The organism is Citrobacter sedlakii, assembly GCF_018128425.1.
GTDB classification, from domain to species: Bacteria; Pseudomonadota; Gammaproteobacteria; order Enterobacterales; family Enterobacteriaceae; genus Citrobacter_A; species Citrobacter_A sedlakii.
Genome location: NZ_CP071070.1, coordinates 690,484 through 712,959, shown reverse-complemented (window position 1 = coordinate 712,959; position 22,476 = coordinate 690,484). Strand labels below are relative to the sequence as shown.

The following is a 22,476-nucleotide window of genomic DNA, read 5'->3' as shown; positions in this document are numbered from 1 at the left end:
AAGCGATTCCCCCGGACGTCGGTTATTACATAATCACCAACTGATGGTTTGCCAGCAGGGTGGCGAGGTCGGTTTGTACGCCATTCAGGGTGACCACGGTGGTGGAGGCGGAGACCCCGCCCGCACCGTCAAGATCCACATGAATTTCGGTGTTGCTGCCGTTCTGCACCACGCGGACGTAGTCTTCGATATTCCCCGCCTGGGCATCCAGCGTCGCGACGCTGTTGACGTAGGTGGCTGACCCGCTGCCGGTGTAGCCGCTGCCGGATAACAGTTCGCGCAGGTCGATACGATCGGTATCCGCCGTCCCTTCCCAGGTGCCGACGGTAAAGCCGTTGACCACGTCGCTGCCGTTGCCGCCAGTGGCGTCTGAGGCGTTGATCAGCTTGTACAACAGGGTATCGTGTCCGCCGTTGCCAATATTGAAAGTATCGTTACCGCCGCGCCCGTTGAAGACGTTTTCGCCGGTGCTGCCGGTAAAGACATCGTCACCGTTGCCTCCGGCAATCCCTTCAATGTTGACGAACTGTGCCTGACCAAAACCGGTGTTCTGCATCGCGCCGTTGCTGAGATCGATGTTCAGCGCAGCGCTGCCCGCCAGCGTGTAATCCACCATATCCATCCCGCCCTGTGCGGTCCAGACGTCCACATCCGACACGACGCGACTACCGCCGCCGCCGTTATAGATATGGGTGCCCGCGGTAGCGTTCAGCGTATCGTTGTAGCCGGTACCAACAATTCCCACGGTATTGCTGCCGTCGGTCGCCGCCAGTGCGCTATTCGTCGCTGACGCGCCGTCTTCCGCTGTCAGGACGTACGCATGGTTCTTCTCCACCGCCGTCAGGCCGCCCCAGGAAGCGTTGACGTTTTCAACCGTGTTCACTACGCCGGAAGCGTCAAACGTCGCCGACGACACGCCGCCGTAATCCTGACCGTTCGCCAGCAGCACCGCGCTGTACGACTTGCTGGCGTCCAGACCGTAGAAGTAGACCAGACCTGACGAGTCGTTCATGTTCACGCCGCCCTGCGGGTTAATCACCTGCGAGCTGACCACCTTGCCGGTGCTCTCATCCACCAACAGCACGGTATTGCCATAGAAGGCGTTAATCCCGTTGGCATCGGCAATACGCAAAATCATGCTCGTGCCGTTGCTGATGGTGCTGGTGTTCTCGATGTATTCCGTTTTACCGCCCGCGGCGCGGAACACCACCAGATCCTTGTCGCCGTCATAATCCAGGTCCAGCGTCAACGCGCCAGTGGTGATGTTGGTGCTGCCCTGGTTCGCGCCGGTTAGCAAAGTCTGAGAAGACCAGTCAACCTGGTTGCTGCCGTTCACGCCGTTGTTGGTCCACAGCAGTCCCACGTTGCTGGTATTGGTGGCGATGGTCGATCCCGCCGCTCCGGCGATTTCGATCAGATCCATCCGGCCATCGCCGTTCCAGTCCACCGCCAGCGAGGACATACTGTTCACGCTGTCGCCCAGCGTCTGCACGTTTGACCCTACGCCCGCGCCGTTGGCCGCCGCGGTGAGTTTGCCGGTGCCGTCGTTATAGAAGATGGCGCTGGTGGCGCCGCCTTTGGCGGTCAACCCGGCAACAAACAGATCCATATAGCCATCGCCATTCAGATCGGACCAGGTTAGCGTGGTGTAATGGTTATCGGATGCGTTATCCCCGTTGAACACATCCGTGATCAGTTGGGTATTGGTCAGCGTCATATTGCCGTTAGCATCCACGCCGTTGGTTACGATCGCCAGACGGGAGTTGGAGCTACTGGTGCCCCCGGCCGAAGTCGTACTGGTGCCTGAGGTTGCGTGATAGGTAATGTCCACGTAACCGTCGTTGTTCAGGTCAACGCCCGATACTTCACGGTCCGGCGTCGGGTTACCGCCATTGGTCGAAGCCACGCCGTCCTGCGAGTTATTGGTATAGACATAAGCGCCGGTCTTATCAAACCCCATCACGGTGCCGTCGGTGTTGAGTACAAACCCGGAGTCATAGCCGCCCCGTCCTTCAGAGTCGTTCGGCGTTTCGTCGCCGTAGACCATATCCACATAGCCGTCGCCGTTGATATCGATCCCCATTGCGCCGCCGTACCAGCCGTAGACGTTGCCGTTCGGATCGTTAGTCTGGCCCGACACGCCATAAGCGCCCACCTGGAAGGCGGTATAGCTGCCGTCGGCGTTGTATTTGAACGACTGCTGTCCGTTGGCATAGCTGGTGTCCGCGCCGAGAATATCCATCAGGCCATCGCGGTCGAAATCGATAAACGACGACTGCTGCTGACGATCTGGTCCGCTGATCGCCACCGAGTCAAACGAGCCCAGGGTAGTCGAATCCGTCGCGTTCTGGGTAAAGACCGTCGAGTTACTGAGGATACGCCACGTCCCATCTTCGCCCAGGGTTAGCGCGGTACCGGTATCTTCCGAAGAGGCCGCGGATGACGTAAAGGTGATGGACGGCGTTGGCGAAACCGTCAGCTCACCAGTGGTGTCGTCATGGGTAATCTCCGTGCCATCGGCTTTAAACAGCGCGGCCTTCACGTCGTAAGTGCCCAGCGCCAGCGCGTCGCTGTTCGGGAGCTGCACATACCAGGTGCTGTTTTTCGGGTCAATGACCACCGCGCCGTTGCGTGAGCTATACACGACGTTATTGATCGTCACCTCCACGTATTCGCCCGGCAGGATTTCAAAGTCCACGCGCCCTGTAATAATCGGTGTGGTATCCAGCGTATTCTGGGTATCGGCATACATTTTGAGGTCGACAGTGAAATCAAATACCGGCGACTGCGCGCCTTCGTTGCCAGCGGCATCGACGACAACCGCATAGAACTCCCCTTTTTCGCCGTCAACCAACGGTTCGTTCAACTGGAACGTCCAGTCGGTGCCGTTGACGTCCGCTTCGCCGACCAGTGTGCCGTCGGCGCGGTAAATACGCACCATTTCCCCGGTCAGCAGACCTGTCGTCAGCGTGCCGTTCAGCATCGGCATACGATCGTCGGTTGTGGTGCCTGCCGCGAACTCGCCGCGTGAAGAGGCAACGTCGTCGGTATAACTGTGGATATTCGCCGCGTTGGTGGATGCGGTCAGATCGACGGTGACAACCTGGTTCGTTGTCTCGCCCACGTTGCCCGCCACATCGACAACGCGGACCTGGTAAGTCTGATCGCCTTCCGGCAGCGTGCGCGAATCGACATAATGCCAGCTGTTGCCGTTCGTCACGACATCATGCCAGGTCAGGCCGTTATCGACGCTAATCTGTACGCGATCGCCTGCGGCAAGCGGCGCGCCAAGGGAGCCGCTGAGGGTCAGCGAGGTATCGTTGGTCAGGAAGTCGCTGCTGCTGTAACCGGTATCCGTAGAGATACTGTCGATGCTGACCGTGATCGCGCTGTCCGGCGGGGTCAGATCGACGGACACCTGCTGGTGCGCGGTCGCGCCAATGTTTCCGGCGGTATCGATCACGCGGACCCAGTAATCATGAATGCCTTCGCCCAGCGTACGCCCATCGGCAAACGACCAGCTATTGCCAATCACCGTAACGTTCTGCCAGGTGGTGCCGCCATCAAGGCTGATCTGGACGATCTCGCCCGGCGCCAGCGTCGCGCCCAGCGATCCCTGCAGACTGAGCGAGGTGTCTTTCGTAATAAAGTCACTACTGCTCAGACCACTGTCGTCCGTAATGCTGTCAAAAACGATGGTTTTCGTCGCGTCCGGTACCAGAGTATCCACGGTCACCGTCTGGCTGGTGGTCGCGCTGACGTTACCCGCCTGGTCGATCACGCGCAGCTGATAAATATAATCGCCGTCGGCGAGCGTGCGCCCATCGGCAAACGACCAACTCAGTCCGCTGACGCTGACGTCAGTCCAGGTGTTGCCGCCATCAAGGCTGATCTGCACATGTTCACCGCTGGCGATCGCCGCGTTCAGCGAGCCTTGCAGGGAAATCTGGTTGTCATGCGTAATGTAATCGCTTGTCGACAGCCCGGTATCCTGGGTGATCGCATCAACGGAGATCAGCGTTACGGCTGGCGGCGTGGTGTCTACCCGCACCGACTGGCTGTCGACCGATCCGACGTTACCCGCCGCATCAATCACTCGCACAATGTACAGATAACCGCCGTCCGCCAGGCTACGACCGTCGGCGTAAGACCACTGTGTGCCGTTCACCAACAGATCGATCCAGGTTGTCCCGCTATCAAGACTGATCTGCGCGGTTTCGCCACTGGCGAGCGATGCGCTGAGCGAGCCGTCCAGTACCACCAGATTGCTGTTAGTAATGAAGTCGCTGCCGCTCAGGCCGCTGTCGCCCTGCACGGCATCAATGTTGATGATCTGGGCTGGCGCGGTCAGATCGACGTTCATTACCCGATCGGCGCTGGCGCTGTTGCCAATGGTATTGCTGACCTGCGCATTTACCGTATACGCCGTGCCGTCCGCCAGCGCGGCGACGTCGACGCTGCTCACTACGCAGCTCCACTGTCCGTTGCTGTCGACCACCGCGGTATAGCGATTGCCGTTAAGCGTGATGGTCACCGTCTGACCGGCAGGCGCGTCCGTCGTACCGCTGAGAGTCAACGGAGCACCTTGCTCTGCGGCATTGATCACATCATCGGTGCTGATGGCATCAATGGCGATAGTCGGCACATCACCGTTCAGGATCACGTTGTGCGTGACGTTACCTGCATTACCCGCCGCGTCGTTAACGGTGACGGAGATGACATAGTTACCGTCCGCCAGGCCGGTAAAATCGCCCGCCGGGACGAATAGCGACCAGTTGCCGCTGGTATCTACCGTCGTCTGATACGTGTGCCCGTTAAAGGTCAGGGTTACCGTCTGTCCCGGTTCGGCAGTTGTGGTGCCGCTGAGGGTCTGTCCGGCTCGTTGCTCGCCACTGTTGATGATGTTGTCGCCCGCCACCGTATTGACGGTAATAACCGGCACGCTGGCATCCACTGTCAGATTATGGGCAGCCTGGCTTTCATTTCCCGCCTTGTCGCTGACGACAGCGGAAACCGTCAGCGGACCATCGCTTAACCCGGCCAGATCGGTGGCAGGCACGGTGACGCTCCAGGTGCCGTTCGCCTGCACCTGCGCGGTGTAATTAGCGCCATTCAGCGTTACCGTTACGGTCTGCCCCGCTTCTGCGCTGGTGTTGCCTTGCACGGTAAGCGGCTGCTGCTGTTCCGCCGCGTTCAGTACGTCATCCGCGGAGATCGTGTTGATGGAGATAACCGGCGCATCGGTGTCGATGCTGTAGTCGCGGGTGGCCGATGCGCTGTTACCTGCCACATTGCTGACGCTGGCCTCCACGCGGGCGCTGCCGTCAGTCAGGGTGGATAAATCCGCATCCGGGACGACCAGCGTCCATGCTCCGTTACTGTCAACGCTGGCGGTATATGTTTTGCCGCCAAAGGTGACGGTGACGTTCTGGCCGGCTTCCACGTTTGTGGTGGTGCCGGAAAGCGTCAGGTCCGCGCCCTGCTCGGCGGCGTTGATCACGTCGTCGGCGGTCACGCTGTTAATGGTGATGGCCGGTGCGGCGGTGTTGACGTTCACATCATGGGTGGCCGAGCCGCTGTTGCCTGCCGCGTTGGTCACGGTCACGGACACAGTGGTGGTGCCGTCGTTCAGGGCGGTGATATCTGCCGCCGGGACGCCGATGCTCCAGTTGCCGGATGCATCCACCACCGTGGTGTAGGTTTTGTTGTTAATGGTGACGACAACCGCGTCACCTGCCGCCGCACCGGTGACGGCGCCGCTGACCAGCTGCGTCTGGCCGTGTTCGGCGCTGTTGATGATATCGTCGGTCGCCACGGTGTTGATGGTCACCACCGGCGCGGCAGTGTCAACGGTCAGGGTATGGCTGGCCGAACCGGTGTTACCGGCGGCGTCGGAGACGGTTGCGGTGACCGCACCGCTGCTGAGCGCAGGAACATCCGCTGCCGGAACGGTCACGCTCCAGCTGCCGTTAGCTTCCACCTGGGCGGTGTAACTGTTGCTGCCAATGGTAACAGTCACCACCTGGCCTGCCGGAGCATTAGTGGTACCGCTGATGACCAGATCCGCCTGCGCTTCCGTGGCGTTCAGGATATCGTCTGCCGCGATGGTGCTGATGGTAATCACCGGTGCCCCCGTATCCACGCTGTAGTCGTGGGTGGCTGACGCAGAGTTACCTGCGGTGTTGCTGACGCTGGCCTCCACGCGGGCGTTGCCGTCGGTCAGGGTCGCCAGATCCGCAGCCGGGACGACCAGCGTCCAGTTGCCGCTGGTGTCAACGCTGGCGGTGTACGTCTTATTGCCAAAGGTGACGGTGACGTTCTGGCCGGCTTCCACGTTTGTGGTGGTGCCGGAGAGCGTCAGGTCCGCGCCCTGCTCAGCGGCGTTGATCACGTCGTCGGTGGTCACGCTGTTAATGGTCACCACCGGTGCGGCGGTGTTCACCGTCACATCGTGGGTGGCAGTACCGCTGTTGCCTGCCGCACTGGTGACGGTCACGCTGATGGTTGCCATACCGTCGTTCAGGGCGGTGATATCCGCCGCCGGAACGCCGACGCTCCAGTTGCCGGATGCATCCACCACCGTGGTGTAGGTTTTGTTGTTAATGGTGACGACGACCGCATCACCCGCCGCCGCACCGGTGACGGCGCCGCTGACCATCTGCGTCTGGCCGTGTTCGGCGCTGTTGATGATATCGTCGGTCGCCACGGTGTTGATGGTCACCACCGGGGCGGCAGTGTCAACGGTCAGGGTATGGCTGGCCGAACCGGTATTACCGGCGGCGTCGGAGACGGTCGCGGTGACCGCACCGCTGCTGAGCGCAGGAACATCCGCTGCCGGCACGGTCACGCTCCAGCTGCCGTTCGCCTGCACCTGGGTGGTGTAACCGGTGCCGCCAATCGTCACGGTCACCGTCTGACCCGCCGGAGCAGTGGTGGTGCCGCCGATCAGCAGATCCGCCTGCGCTTCGGTGGCGTTCAGGATATCGTCTGCCGCGATGGTGCTGATGGCGATCACCGGCGCCCCCGTATCCACGCTGTAGTCGTGGGTGGCCGATGCGCTGTTACCTGCCGCATTGCTGACGCTGGCCTCCACGCGGGCGCTGCCGTCAGTCAGACCAGCCAGTTCCGCAGCCGGGACGACCAGCGTCCAGTGGCCGTTACTGTCAACGCTGGCGGTATATGTTTTGCCGCCAAAGGTGACGGTGACGTTCTGGCCGGCTTCCACGTTTGTGGTGGCGCCGGAGAGCGTCAGGTCCGCGCCCTGCTCGGTGGCGTTGATCACGTCGTCGGCGGTCACGCTGTTAATGGTGATGGCCGGCGCGGCGGTGTTCACCGTCACATCGTGCGTTGCAGTACCGCTGTTGCCTGCGGCACTGGTGACGGTCACGGACACAGTGGTGGTGCCGTCGTTCAGGGCGGTGATATCTGCCGCCGGAACGCCGACGCTCCAGTTACCCGCCGCGTCCACCACCGTGGTGTAGGTTTTGTTGTTAATGGTGACGACGACCGCATCGCCCGCCGCCGCACCGGTGACGGCGCCGCTGACCAGCTGCGTCTGGCCGTGTTCGGCGCTGTTGATGATGTCGTCGGTCGCCACGGTGTTGATGGTCACCACCGGGGCGGCGGTGTCAACGGTCAGGGTATGGCTGGCTGAACCGGTGTTACCGGCGGCGTCTGCCACGCTGACTGTCACTGCCCCCGTTGTGATGGAGGCCACGTCCGCTGCCGGAACGGTGACGCTCCAGCTGCCGTTGGCCTCCACCTGGGTGGTGTAACCGGTGCCGCCAATCGTCACGGTCACCGTCTGACCCGCCGGAGCAGTGGTGGTACCGCCGATCAACAGATCCGCCTGCGCTTCGGTGGCGTTCAGGATATCGTCTGCCGCGATGGTGCTGATGGTAATCACCGGTGCCCCCGTATCCACGCTGTAGTCGTGGGTGGCCGACGCGGAGTTACCTGCCGCATTGCTGACGCTGGCCTCCACGCGGGCGCTGCCGTCGGTCAGGGTCGCCAGTTCCGCAGCCGGGACGACCAGCGTCCAGTGGCCGTTACTGTCAACGCTGGCGGTATATGTTTTGCCGCCAAAGGTGACGGTGACGTTCTGGCCGGCTTCCACATTTGTGGTGGTGCCGGAGAGCGTCAGGTCCGCGCCCTGCTCAGCGGCGTTGATCACGTCGTCGGCGGTCACGCTGTTAATGGTCACCACCGGTGCGGCGGTGTTCACCGTCACATCGTGGGTGGCAGTACCGCTGTTGCCTGCCGCACTGGTGACGGTCACGCTGATGGTTGCCATACCGTCGTTCAGGGCGGTGATATCCGCCGCCGGAACGCCGACGCTCCAGTTGCCGGATGCATCCACCACCGTGGTGTAGGTTTTGTTGTTAATGGTGACGACGACCGCATCACCCGCCGCCGCACCGGTGACGGCGCCGCTGACCATCTGCGTCTGGCCGTGTTCGGCGCTGTTGATGATATCGTCGGTCGCCACGGTATTGATGGTCACCACCGGGGCGGCAGTGTCAACGGTCAGGGTATGGCTGGCCGAACCGGTATTACCGGCGGCGTCGGAGACGGTCGCGGTGACCGCACCGCTGCTGAGCGCAGGAACATCCGCTGCCGGCACGGTCACGCTCCAGCTGCCGTTCGCCTCCACCTGGGTGGTGTAACCGGTGCCGCCAATCGTCACGGTCACCGTCTGACCCGCCGGAGCAGTGGTGGTGCCGCCGATCAGCAGATCCGCCTGCGCTTCGGTGGCGTTCAGGATATCGTCTGCCGCGATGGTGCTGATGGCGATCACCGGCGCCCCCGTATCCACGCTGTAGTCGTGGGTGGCCGATGCGCTGTTACCTGCCGCATTGCTGACGCTGGCCTCCACGCGGGCGCTGCCGTCAGTCAGACCAGCCAGATCCGCAGCCGGGACGACCAGCGTCCAGTTGCCGCTGGTGTCAACGCTGGCGGTGTACGTCTTATTGCCAAAGGTGACGGTGACGTTCTGGCCGGCTTCCACGTTTGTGGTGGTGCCGGAGAGCGTCAGGTCCGCGCCCTGCTCAGCGGCGTTGATCACGTCGTCGGCGGTCACGCTGTTAATGGTCACCACCGGTGCGGCGGTGTTCACCGTCACATCGTGGGTGGCAGTACCGCTGTTGCCTGCCGCACTGGTGACGGTCACGCTGATGGTTGCCATACCGTCGTTCAGGGCGGTGATATCCGCCGCCGGAACGCCGACGCTCCAGTTGCCGGATGCATCCACCACCGTGGTGTAGGTTTTGTTGTTAATGGTGACGACGACCGCATCACCCGCCGCCGCACCGGTGACGGCGCCGCTGACCATCTGCGTCTGGCCGTGTTCGGCGCTGTTGATGATATCGTCGGTCGCCACGGTGTTGATGGTCACCACCGGGGCGGCAGTGTCAACGGTCAGGGTATGGCTGGCCGAACCGGTATTACCGGCGGCGTCGGAGACGGTCGCGGTGACCGCACCGCTGCTGAGCGCAGGAACATCCGCTGCCGGCACGGTCACGCTCCAGCTGCCGTTCGCCTGCACCTGGGTGGTGTAACCGGTGCCGCCAATCGTCACGGTCACCGTCTGACCCGCCGGAGCAGTGGTGGTGCCGCCGATCAGCAGATCCGCCTGCGCTTCGGTGGCGTTCAGGATATCGTCTGCCGCGATGGTGCTGATGGCGATCACCGGCGCCCCCGTATCCACGCTGTAGTCGTGGGTGGCCGATGCGCTGTTACCTGCCGCATTGCTGACGCTGGCCTCCACGCGGGCGCTGCCGTCAGTCAGACCAGCCAGTTCCGCAGCCGGGACGACCAGCGTCCAGTGGCCGTTACTGTCAACGCTGGCGGTATATGTTTTGCCGCCAAAGGTGACGGTGACGTTCTGGCCGGCTTCCACGTTTGTGGTGGCGCCGGAGAGCGTCAGGTCCGCGCCCTGCTCGGTGGCGTTGATCACGTCGTCGGCGGTCACGCTGTTAATGGTGATGGCCGGCGCGGCGGTGTTCACCGTCACATCGTGCGTTGCAGTACCGCTGTTGCCTGCGGCACTGGTGACGGTCACGGACACAGTGGTGGTGCCGTCGTTCAGCGCGGTGATATCTGCCGCCGGAACGCCGACGCTCCAGTTACCCGCCGCGTCCACCACCGTGGTGTAGGTTTTGTTGTTAATGGTGACGACGACCGCATCGCCCGCCGCCGCACCGGTGACGGCGCCGCTGACCAGCTGCGTCTGGCCGTGTTCGGCGCTGTTGATGATGTCGTCGGTCGCCACGGTGTTGATGGTCACCACCGGGGCGGCGGTGTCAACGGTCAGGGTATGGCTGGCTGAACCGGTGTTACCGGCGGCGTCTGCCACGCTGACTGTCACTGCCCCCGTTGTGATGGAGGCCACGTCCGCTGCCGGCACGGTCACGCTCCAGCTGCCGTTCGCCTCCACCTGGGTGGTGTAACCGGTGCCGCCAATCGTCACGGTCACCGTCTGACCCGCCGGAGCAGTGGTGGTGCCGCCGATCAGCAGATCCGCCTGCGCTTCGGTGGCGTTCAGGATATCGTCTGCCGCGATGGTGCTGATGGCGATCACCGGCGCCCCCGTATCCACGCTGTAGTCGTGGGTGGCCGATGCGCTGTTACCTGCCGCATTGCTGACGCTGGCCTCCACGCGGGCGCTGCCGTCAGTCAGGGTCGCCAGATCCGCAGCCGGGACGACCAGCGTCCAGTTGCCGCTGGTGTCAACGCTGGCGGTGTACGTCTTATTGCCAAAGGTGACGGTGACGTTCTGGCCGGCTTCCACGTTTGTGGTGGTGCCGGAGAGCGTCAGGTCCGCGCCCTGCTCAGCGGCGTTGATCACGTCGTCGGCGGTCACGCTGTTAATGGTCACCACCGGTGCGGCGGTGTTCACCGTCACATCGTGGGTGGCAGTACCGCTGTTGCCTGCCGCACTGGTGACGGTCACGCTGATGGTTGCCATACCGTCGTTCAGGGCGGTGATATCCGCCGCCGGAACGCCGACGCTCCAGTTGCCGGATGCATCCACCACCGTGGTGTAGGTTTTGTTGTTAATGGTGACGACGACCGCATCACCCGCCGCCGCACCGGTGACGGCGCCGCTGACCATCTGCGTCTGGCCGTGTTCGGCGCTGTTGATGATATCGTCGGTCGCCACGGTGTTGATGGTCACCACCGGGGCGGCAGTGTCAACGGTCAGGGTATGGCTGGCCGAACCGGTATTACCGGCGGCGTCGGAGACGGTCGCGGTGACCGCACCGCTGCTGAGCGCAGGAACATCCGCTGCCGGCACGGTCACGCTCCAGCTGCCGTTCGCCTGCACCTGGGTGGTGTAACCGGTGCCGCCAATCGTCACGGTCACCGTCTGACCCGCCGGAGCAGTGGTGGTGCCGCCGATCAGCAGATCCGCCTGCGCTTCGGTGGCGTTCAGGATATCGTCTGCCGCGATGGTGCTGATGGCGATCACCGGCGCCCCCGTATCCACGCTGTAGTCGTGGGTGGCCGATGCGCTGTTACCTGCCGCATTGCTGACGCTGGCCTCCACGCGGGCGCTGCCGTCAGTCAGACCAGCCAGTTCCGCAGCCGGGACGACCAGCGTCCAGTGGCCGTTACTGTCAACGCTGGCGGTATATGTTTTGCCGCCAAAGGTGACGGTGACGTTCTGGCCGGCTTCCACGTTTGTGGTGGTGCCGGAGAGCGTCAGGTCCGCGCCCTGCTCAGCGGCGTTGATCACGTCGTCGGCGGTCACGCTGTTAATGGTCACCACCGGTGCGGCGGTGTTCACCGTCACATCGTGGGTGGCAGTACCGCTGTTGCCTGCCGCACTGGTGACGGTCACGCTGATGGTTGCCATACCGTCGTTCAGGGCGGTGATATCCGCCGCCGGAACGCCGACGCTCCAGTTGCCGGATGCATCCACCACCGTGGTGTAGGTTTTGTTGTTAATGGTGACGACGACCGCATCACCCGCCGCCGCACCGGTGACGGCGCCGCTGACCATCTGCGTCTGGCCGTGTTCGGCGCTGTTGATGATATCGTCGGTCGCCACGGTGTTGATGGTCACCACCGGGGCGGCAGTGTCAACGGTCAGGGTATGGCTGGCCGAACCGGTATTACCGGCGGCGTCGGAGACGGTCGCGGTGACCGCACCGCTGCTGAGCGCAGGAACATCCGCTGCCGGCACGGTCACGCTCCAGCTGCCGTTCGCCTGCACCTGGGTGGTGTAACCGGTGCCGCCAATCGTCACGGTCACCGTCTGACCCGCCGGAGCAGTGGTGGTGCCGCCGATCAGCAGATCCGCCTGCGCTTCGGTGGCGTTCAGGATATCGTCTGCCGCGATGGTGCTGATGGCGATCACCGGCGCCCCCGTATCCACGCTGTAGTCGTGGGTGGCCGATGCGCTGTTACCTGCCGCATTGCTGACGCTGGCCTCCACGCGGGCGCTGCCGTCAGTCAGACCAGCCAGTTCCGCAGCCGGGACGACCAGCGTCCAGTGGCCGTTACTGTCAACGCTGGCGGTATATGTTTTGCCGCCAAAGGTGACGGTGACGTTCTGGCCGGCTTCCACGTTTGTGGTGGCGCCGGAGAGCGTCAGGTCCGCGCCCTGCTCGGTGGCGTTGATCACGTCGTCGGCGGTCACGCTGTTAATGGTGATGGCCGGCGCGGCGGTGTTCACCGTCACATCGTGGGTGGCCGAGCCGCTGTTGCCTGCCGCACTGGTGACGGTCACGGACACAGTGGTGGTGCCGTCGTTCAGCGCGGTGATATCTGCCGCCGGAACGCCGACGCTCCAGTTACCCGCCGCGTCCACCACCGTGGTGTAGGTTTTGTTGTTAATGGTGACGACGACCGCATCACCCGCCGCCGCACCGCTGACGGCGCCGCTGACCATCTGCGTCTGGCCGTGTTCGGCGCTGTTGATGATGTCGTCCGTCGCCACGGTGTTGATGGTCACCACCGGCGCGGCAGTGTCAACGGTCAGGGCATGGCTGGCCGAACCGGTATTACCGGCGGCGTCTGCCACACTGGCGGTTACGGTTCCTGTGGCGATGGAAGCCACATCCGCTGCCGGAACGGTGACGCTCCAGCTGCCGTTAGCTTCCACCTGGGCGGTGTAACTGTTGCTGCCAATGGTAACAGTCACCACCTGGCCTGCCGGAGCATTAGTGGTACCGCTGATGACCAGATCCGCCTGCGCTTCCGTGGCGTTCAGGATATCGTCAGCGGCGATGGTGCTGATGGCGATCACCGGCGCGCCCGTATCCACGCTGTAGTCGTGGGTGGCCGACGCAGAGTTACCTGCGGTGTTGCTGACGCTGGCCTCCACGCGGGCGCTGCCGTCAGTCAGGGTGGATAAATCCGCAGCCGGGACGACCAGCGTCCATGCTCCGTTACTGTCAACGCTGGCGGTGTACGTCTTATTGCCAAAGGTGACGGTGACGTTCTGGCCGGCTTCCACGTTTGTGGTGGTGCCGGAGAGCGTCAGGTCCGCGCCCTGCTCGGCGGCGTTGATCACGTCGTCGGCGGTCACGCTGTTAATGGTGATGGCCGGGGCGGCGGTGTTCACCGTCACATCGTGGGTGGCCGAGCCGCTGTTGCCTGCCGCACTGGTCACGGTCACGGACACGGTGGTGGTGCCGTCGTTCAGGGCGGTGATATCTGCCGCCGGAACGCCGATGCTCCAGTTGCCCGCCGCGTCCACCACCGTGGTGTAGGTTTTGTTGTTAATGGTGACGACGACCGCATCACCCGCCGCCGCACCGGTGACAGCGCCGCTGACCAGCTGCGTCTGGCCGTGTTCGGCGCTGTTGATGATGTCGTCCGTCGCCACGGTGTTGATGGTCACCACCGGGGCGGCAGTGTCGACGGTCAGGGTATGGCTGGCCGAACCGGTGTTACCGGCGGCGTCTGCCACGCTGACTGTCACTGCCCCCGTTGTGATGGAGGCCACGTCCGCTGCCGGAATGGTGACGCTCCAGCTGCCGTTGGCCTCCACCTGGGTGGTGTAACCGGTGCCGCCAATCGTCACGGTCACCGTCTGACCCGCCGGAGCGGTGGTGGTGCCGCCGATCAGCAGATCCGCCTGGGCTTCCGTGGCGTTCAGGATATCGTCTGCGGCGATGGTGCTGATGGCGATCACCGGCGCACCCGTATCCACGCTGTAGTCGTGGGTGGCCGACGCGCTGTTACCTGCCGCATTGCTGACGCTGGCCTCCACGCGGGCGCTGCCGTCGGTCAGACCAGCCAGATCCGCAGCCGGGACGACCAGCGTCCATGCTCCGTTACTGTCAACGCTGGCGGTATATGTTTTGCCGCCAAAGGTGATGGTGACGTTCTGGCCGGCTTCCACGTTTGTGGTGGTGCCGGAGAGCGTCAGGTCCGCGCCCTGCTCGGCGGCGTTGATCACGTCGTCGGTGGTCACGCTGTTAATGGTCACCACCGGCGCGGCGGTGTTCACCGTCACATCGTGGGTGGCCGAGCCGCTGTTGCCTGCGGCACTGGTGACGGTCACTGATACAGTGGTGGTGCCGTCGTTCAGGGCGGTGATATCTGCCGCCGGAACGCCGATGCTCCAGTTGCCTGCCGCATCCACCACCGTGGTGTAGGTTTTGTTGTTAATGGTGACGACGACCGCATCACCCGCCGCCGCACCGGTGACGGCGCCGCTGACCATCTGCGTCTGGCTGTGTTCGGCGCTGTTGATGATGTCGTCCGTCGCCACGGTGTTGATGGTCACCACCGGGGCGGCAGTGTCGACGGTCAGGGTATGGCTGGCCGAACCGGTGTTACCGGCGGCGTCTGCCACACTGGCGGTTACGGTTCCTGTGGCGATGGAAGCCACATCCGCTGCCGGAACGGTCACGCTCCAGCTGCCGTTAGCTTCCACCTGGGCGGTGTAACTGTTGCTGCCAATCGTCACGGTCACCGTCTGCCCTGCCGGAGCGGTGGTGGTGCCGCCGATCAGCAGATCCGCCTGCGCTTCCGTGGCGTTCAGGATATCGTCTGCCGCGATGGTGCTGATGGCGATCACCGGCGCGCCCGTATCCACGCTGTAGTCGTGGGTGGCCGACGCAGAGTTACCTGCGGTGTTGCTGACGCTGGCCTCCACGCGGGCGTTGCCATCGGTCAGACCAGCCAGATCCGCAGCCGGGACGACCAGCGTCCATGCTCCGTTACTGTCAACGCTGGCGGTATATGTTTTGCCGCCAAAGGTGACGGTGACGTTCTGGCCGGCTTCCACGTTTGTGGTGGCGCCGGAGAGCGTCAGGTCCGCGCCCTGCTCGGCGGCGTTAATCACGTCGTCGGCGGTCACGGTGTTAATGGTCACCACCGGCGCGGCGGTGTTCACCGTCACATCGTGCGTTGCAGTACCGCTGTTGCCTGCGGCACTGGTGACGGTCACGGACACAGTGGTGGTACCGTCGTTCAGGGCAGTGATATCCGCCGCCGGAACGCCGACGCTCCAGTTGCCCGCCGCGTCCACCACCGTGGTGTAGGTTTTGTTGTTAATGGTGACCACTACCGCATCGCCCGCCGCCGCACCGGTGACGGCGCCGCTGACCATCTGCGTCTGGCTGTGTTCGGCGCTGTTGATGATGTCGTCCGTCGCCACGGTGTTGATGGTCACCACCGGGGCGGCAGTGTCGACGGTCAGGGTATGGCTGGCCGAACCGGTATTACCGGCGGCGTCTGCCACGCTGGCCGTTACGGTGCCGCTGGCGAGGGACGCCACGTCCGCTGCCGGAACGGTGACGCTCCAGCTGCCGTTTGCCTCCACCTGGGTGGTGTAACCGGTGCCGCCAATCGTCACGGTCACCGTCTGACCCGCCGGGGCGGTGGTGGTACCGCCGATCAGCAGATCCGCCTGCGCTTCGGTGGCGTTCAGGATATCGTCTGCCGCGATGGTGCTGATGGCGATCACCGGCGCGCCCGTATCCACGCTGTAGTCGTGGGTGGCCGATGCAGAGTTACCTGCGGTGTTGCTGACGCTGGCCTCCACGCGGGCGCTGCCGTCGCTCAGACCAGCCAGATCCGCAGCCGGGATGACCAGCGTCCATGCTCCGTTACTGTCAACGCTGGCGGTATATGTTTTGCCGCCAAAGGTGACGGTGACGTTCTGGCCGGCTTCCACGTTTGTGGTGGCGCCGGAGAGCGTCAGGTCCGCGCCCTGCTCGGCGGCGTTAATCACGTCGTCGGCGGTCACGGTGTTAATGGTCACCACCGGCGCGGCGGTATTGACCGTCACATCGTGCGTTGCAGTACCGCTGTTGCCTGCGGCACTGGTGACGGTCACGGACACAGTGGTGGTACCGTCGTTCAGGGCAGTGATATCCGCCGCCGGAACGCCGACGCTCCAGTTGCCCGCCGCGTCCACCACCGTGGTGTAGGTTTTGTTGTTAATGGTGACCACTACCGCATCGCCCGCCGCCGCACCGGTGACGGCGCCGCTGACCATCTGCGTCTGGCTGTGTTCGGCGCTGTTGATGATGTCGTCCGTCGCCACGGTGTTGATGGTCACCACCGGGGCGGCAGTGTCGACGGTCAGGGTATGGCTGGCCGAACCGGTGTTACCGGCGGCGTCTGCCACGCTGGCCGTTACGGTGCCGCTGGCGAGGGACGCCACGTCCGCTGCCGGAACGGTGACGCTCCAGCTGCCGTTGGCCTGCACCTGGGTGGTGTAGCCGGTGCCGCCAATCGTCACGGTCACCGTCTGACCCGCCGGGGCGGTGGTGGTGCCGCCGATCAGCAGATCCGCCTGCGCTTCCGTGGCGTTCAGGATATCGTCTGCGGCGATGGTGCTGATGGCGATCACCGGCGCGCCCGTATCCACGCTGTAGTCGTGGGTGGCTGACGCGGAGTTACCTGCCGCATTGCTGACGCTGGCCTCCACGCGGGCGCTGCCGTCGGTCAGGGTCGCCAGATCTGCTGCCGGGACGACCAGCGTCCAGTTGCCGGTGCTGTTGACAGTTACCGTGTACGATTTGCCGTTAAACAGCACGGTGACGTTCTGGCCGGCTTCCACGTTTGTGGTGGTGCCGGAGAGCGTCAGGTCCGCGCCCTGCTCGGCGGCATTGATCACGTCGTCGGTGGTCACGCTGTTAATGGTGATGGCCGGCGCGGCGGTGTTGACGTTCACATCATGGGTGGCCGAGCCGCTGTTGCCTGCGGCACTGGTGACGGTCACTGACACGGTGGTGGTGCCGTCGTTCAGGGCGGTGATATCCGCCGCCGGAACGCCGACGCTCCAGTTACCCGCCGCATCCACCACCGTGGTGTAGGTTTTGTTGTTAATGGTGACCACTACCGCATCACCCGCCGCCGCACCGCTGACGGCGCCGCTGACCAGCTGCGTCTGGCCGTGTTCGGCGCTGTTGATGATGTCGTCGGTCGCCACGGTGTTGATGGTCACCACCGGGGCGGCAGTGTCGACGGTCAGGGTATGGCTGGCTGAACCGGTGTTACCGGCGGCGTCTGCCACGCTGGCCGTCACTGCCCCCGTTGTGATGGACGCCACGTCCGCTGCCGGAATGGTGACGCTCCAGCTGCCGTTGGCCTGTACCTGGGTGGTGTAGCCGGTGCCGCCAATCGTCACGGTCACCGTCTGACCCGCCGGAGCGGTGGTGGTGCCGCCGATCAGCAGATCCGCCTGCGCTTCCGTGGCGTTCAGGATATCGTCTGCGGCGATGGTGCTGATGGCGATCACCGGCGCCCCCGTATCCACGCTGTAGTCGTGGGTGGCCGACGCAGAGTTACCTGCGGTGTTGCTGACGCTGGCCTCCACGCGGGCGCTGCCGTCAGTCAGGGTGGATAAATCCGCAGCCGGGACGACCAGCGTCCAGTTGCCGGTGCTGTTGACAGTTACCGTGTACGATTTGCCGTTAAACAGCACAGTGACATTCTGGCCAGCTTCCACGTTTGTGGTGGCGCCGGAGAGCGTCAGGTCCGCGCCCTGCTCGGCGGCGTTAATCACGTCGTCGGCGGTCACGCTGTTAATGGTCACCACCGGCGCGGCGGTGTTGACGTTCACATCGTGGGTTGCAGTACCGCTGTTGCCTGCCGCACTGGTGACGGTCACTGACACGGTGGTGGTGCCGTCGTTCAGGGCAGTGATATCTGCCGCCGGAACGCCGATGCTCCAGTTGCCGGATGCGTCCACCACCGTGGTGTAGGTTTTGTTGTTAATGGTGACGACGACCGCGTCACCCGCCGCCGCACCGGTGACGGCGCCGCTGACCAGCTGCGTCTGGCCGTGTTCGGCGCTGTTGATGATGTCGTCCGTCGCCACGGTGTTGATGGACACCACCGGCGCGGCAGTGTCGACGGTCAGGGCATGGCTGGCCGAGCCGGTGTTACCGGCGGCGTCTGCCACGCTGGCCGTCACTGCCCCCGTTGTGATGGAGGCCACGTCCGCTGCCGGAATGGTGACGCTCCAGCTGCCGTTTGCCTCCACCCGGGTGGTGTAACTGGTGCCGCCAATCGTCACGGTCACCGTCTGACCCGCCGGAGCGGTGGTGGTGCCGCCGATCAGCAGATCCGCCTGCGCTTCCGTGGCGTTCAGGATATCGTCTGCGGCGATGGTGCTGATGGCGATCACCGGCGCATCGGTGTCGATGCTGTAGTCGCGGGTGGCTGACGCAGAGTTACCTGCGGTGTTGCTGACGCTGGCCTCCACGCGGGCGCTGCCGTCGCTCAGACCAGCCAGATCGGCAGCCGGAACGACCAGCGTCCAGGTGCCGGTGCTGTTGACAGTTACCGTGTACGATTTGCCGTTAAACAGCACGGTGACGTTCTGGCCGGCTTCCACGTTTGTGGTGGTGCCGGAGAGCGTCAGGTCTGCGCCCTGCTCGGCGGCGTTGATCACGTCGTCAGTGGTCACGCTGTTAATGGTCACCACCGGCGCGGCGGTGTTCACCGTCACATCGTGGGTGGCCGAGCCGCTGTTGCCTGCCGCACTGGTGACGGTCACGCTGATGGTTGCCGAGCCGTCGTTCAGGGCGGTGATATCTGCCGCCGGAACGCCGACGCTCCAGTTGCCGGATGCATCCACCACCGTGGTGTAGGTTTTGTTGTTAATGGTGACGACGACCGCATCACCCGCCGCCGCACCGGTGACGGCGCCGCTGACCAGCTGCGTCTGGCCGTGTTCGGCGCTGTTGATGATGTCGTCCGTCGCCACGGTGTTGATGGTCACCACCGGCGCGGCGGTGTCGACGGTCAGGGTATGGCTGGCCGAACCGGTGTTACCGGCGGCGTCTGCCACGCTGGCGGTTACGGTTCCTGTGGCGATGGACGCCACGTCCGCTGCCGGAATGGTGACGCTCCAGCTGCCGTTGGCCTGCACCTGGGTGGTGTAACCGGTGCCGCCAATCGTCACGGTCACCGTCTGCCCTGCCGGAGCGGTGGTGGTGCCGCCGATCAGCAGATCCGCCTGCGCTTCCGTGGCGTTCAGGATATCGTCTGCCGCGATGGTGCTGATGGCGATCACCGGCGCGTGGGAGTCCAGGGTGACTGTATGGCTCGCACTGGCCGTGTTGCCACTGACGTTAGTCACGCTTACGCCGATCTGTTCACGGCTGTCGGTCAGTAAATCCATCGCCGATGACGGTACAGTCACGCGCCAGGAACCGTCCGCCTGAACCTGTGCCGTAAAAGTCTGGTCAGCGAATTTCACCACCACAGTTTGACCCGCTTCCACGCCCTGAGTCTGCCCTGAAAGCAGCAGGTCTGCGCCTTTCTCCGCGGCGTTAATGAGATCGTCTGCGGCAACGGTATTGATCGTAATTGCCACCGGATCAAGATCCAGCTCAACCGGATGATCAACGGACACGGGATTGCCCCAACCATCCTGTGCGCTGGCCGTTACGGTCAGTTGCCCTGCGTTCCAGTTTTGCAAGTCGCTTGCCGGAACACCAATCTGCCAACCCCCATTGCTGCTCACCACCGCCTGATAATTCACGTTATTGATAGACACAGTGACCAGCGTACCCGCTGCCAGATGGCTGCTGCTACCGCTCACCACCAGATCCTGATGGTGTTCGATGGCGTTAACAATGTCGTCGCCAGAAAGCGTATTTATACGCAGGCCCGGCAGCGACGCATTAATGCTGATATCGCGATCGCCGGTCCCGGTATTGCCGTGACTGTTGGTTACGGAAGCGGTAAAGGTGAGGTCGCCATCGCCAAAGTGTTGCAGGTCGTTGGCCGGAATGGTCACCTTCCAGCTCAGATCATTTTCCACGGTAGCGCTGTAGCTTTTTCCGCCGACCTGAACGGTGACCGTATCGCCCGCCGCGGCATGGATGACACGACCGCTTAAAATCTGGTCGCTTTGCGTTTCCGCGTGGTTCACCAGGTTGTCGGTGGCGAAGTGATTAATGACCACCTGCGGCAGCGCCGTGTCGACGAGGAAGGATGCGCTGGTCGTGCCGCTGTTACCGGTGGCGTCCGTGCCGCTTACGGTGACATGATAGAGGGTATTGGCAAGGTTCAGTACATCAGAAACCGGCACCTGAACAGACCAGACGCCACCGTTGACCGTTGCGGTATAGGCGATATTGTTGAGCATCACGGTCAGGGTGCTGCCGTCCGCGAGAGTACTGGCGCCGCTTAAGGTCAGCGGCTGCATCGACTCCTGGGCGTTAAGTACGTTGTCCTGGCTAATAGTATCGACGGTGATCCCGACGGCCAGGCTGTTGAGAGTCACATCGTGGGTGGCTGTGCTGGTATTGCCCGCCGCATCGGTCACCGTCACGGTAATGGTGTGCTGCCCGTTGCTCATGGAATTAAACAACGAGGCCGGAACGCCCACGCTCCAACTGCCGTCTGCCTGTACCACGCCAGTAAAGGTCTGATCACCAAACTGAACGGTCATGACGTCGCCGGGCGCGGCGCCGTTCGCCATTCCTGAAATCAGTTGAGCGACATCCTGCTCATCATCATTAAGGATATTATCGCCAGCTACGGGATTGACTGTCAGGATCGGCGCGGTGGTGTCGACAGTCAGTTGATCGGAGAAATCCGCCGCGTTCCCGGCTTTATCGCTCACTGAAACCGTCAAAGAATGGTCGCCATTCGCCAGCGCCTGAACGTCTGCGGCGTCCACCGTCAGCGCCCAGGTCCCCTCGTTCGTCACAAGGGCGGTATAGGTTTGGCCGTTCAGCGTCAGTGTGACCGTCTGCCCGGCTTCGGCAGTGGTTTTTCCGCTTAATGCCAGGGACGCGTTGTGCTCAACGGCATTGAGGATCTGATCAACGGCGATGCTATCCATCGACAGCAGCGGCGCCTGTGTGTCGACAGCAATCACCTGAGTGCCCGTCACCGTATTGCCCACCGCATTCTGACCGCTAACGCTCACCGTCCAGCTCCCGTCAGCCAACGCAGCGGCATCCGCCGCCGGGACGTTGATCTGCCACTCCCCGTTCGCGTCGACGCGGGTGAGATAGCTTTTACCGTTTAGCGTGACGGTCAGTTGCGTGCCCTGCGCCAGATGACTGCTACTGCCTGACAGCGTAAACCCGGCAGACTGTTCACTGGCGTTAATCACATTATCGTTAGCCGTTGTCGCCAGCGTGAGGGTTGCCTGCGTGGTATCGACATTGACCGTAATATTGCCCGCTGAGGTGGACTCGCTACCGTTGATTTGCACGACAGACCAGGTATGTACGCCGTCGGTCTGCGTGGGCAGCAGTACCGTCCAGACCCCATTTGCATCGACCATTGTACTGGCGATGGTGTTGCCGTTGCTGTCTTTGATTTGAATTGTCGCGCCCGGATGGCCGGTCCCGCTGAAGGTCGGCGTGTTATCGTCGGTGGTGGCATTGGCGGTCAGACCGCCCTGTTTGTCGCCCTGATTATCGGTGACCATGTAGGTTGGCGTATTTTTGGTGTTATCAACGGTTTCAGTTTCGGTCACTGTGACTGTTTTCGTTTCACCGCCATCATCATTAGCCAGCAGCGCGCCAATCGCGCCGCCGCCCAACGCGGCACCAGCCAGCCATGCCCACGGAAAATCATTCTCTTCGCTGGCGGCTTCCGCCATCAACGGTTCGATGCTGTCGATCGGCGTCGCATGCGCCGTCAGCTCAACCGCGTCCAGGCTGGCAACATTGCCCACATCGTCAAAGGTCACGTGGGTCAGTCCCGTTTCATCATTGAAAACCAGTTCAGAGTGCAGTTTCGACTCGGGATCTTCGGTGAAATAGCCGCTGCAACGAATCACGCTGCCGTCTTTCATGTAGATCAGCAGGTCGTTGCCCTGGCGGACGTAGCGGGCCACATCCTGAGCGGAACCGAGGATTTCGATCACGGAAGCGCCGGATACTGCGACGGAAAGGTTGCCTTCGCCCGACAGGACGGTTTTTTTCGCGGTGTGACGATTGATAATGTTTGCGGTTTTTAATGTATTCATAGTCTGGCTCATAAAGGTCAGTTAATCAGTACTACGCTTGCGGGTCGCGTCCCTGAGGTCATGGT

Annotated in this window: 1 protein-coding gene; it reads right to left on the bottom strand. The window is 63.1% G+C overall.

From position 1 onward, the window contains the following. Window positions 1-25: 25 nt before the first annotated feature. On the bottom strand, window positions 26-22,411 hold the full coding sequence (locus JY391_RS03360; RefSeq protein ID WP_211935222.1) for an Ig-like domain-containing protein: 22,386 nt from the start codon (window positions 22,409-22,411) through the stop codon (window positions 26-28). Window positions 22,412-22,476: the final 65 nt, after the last annotated feature.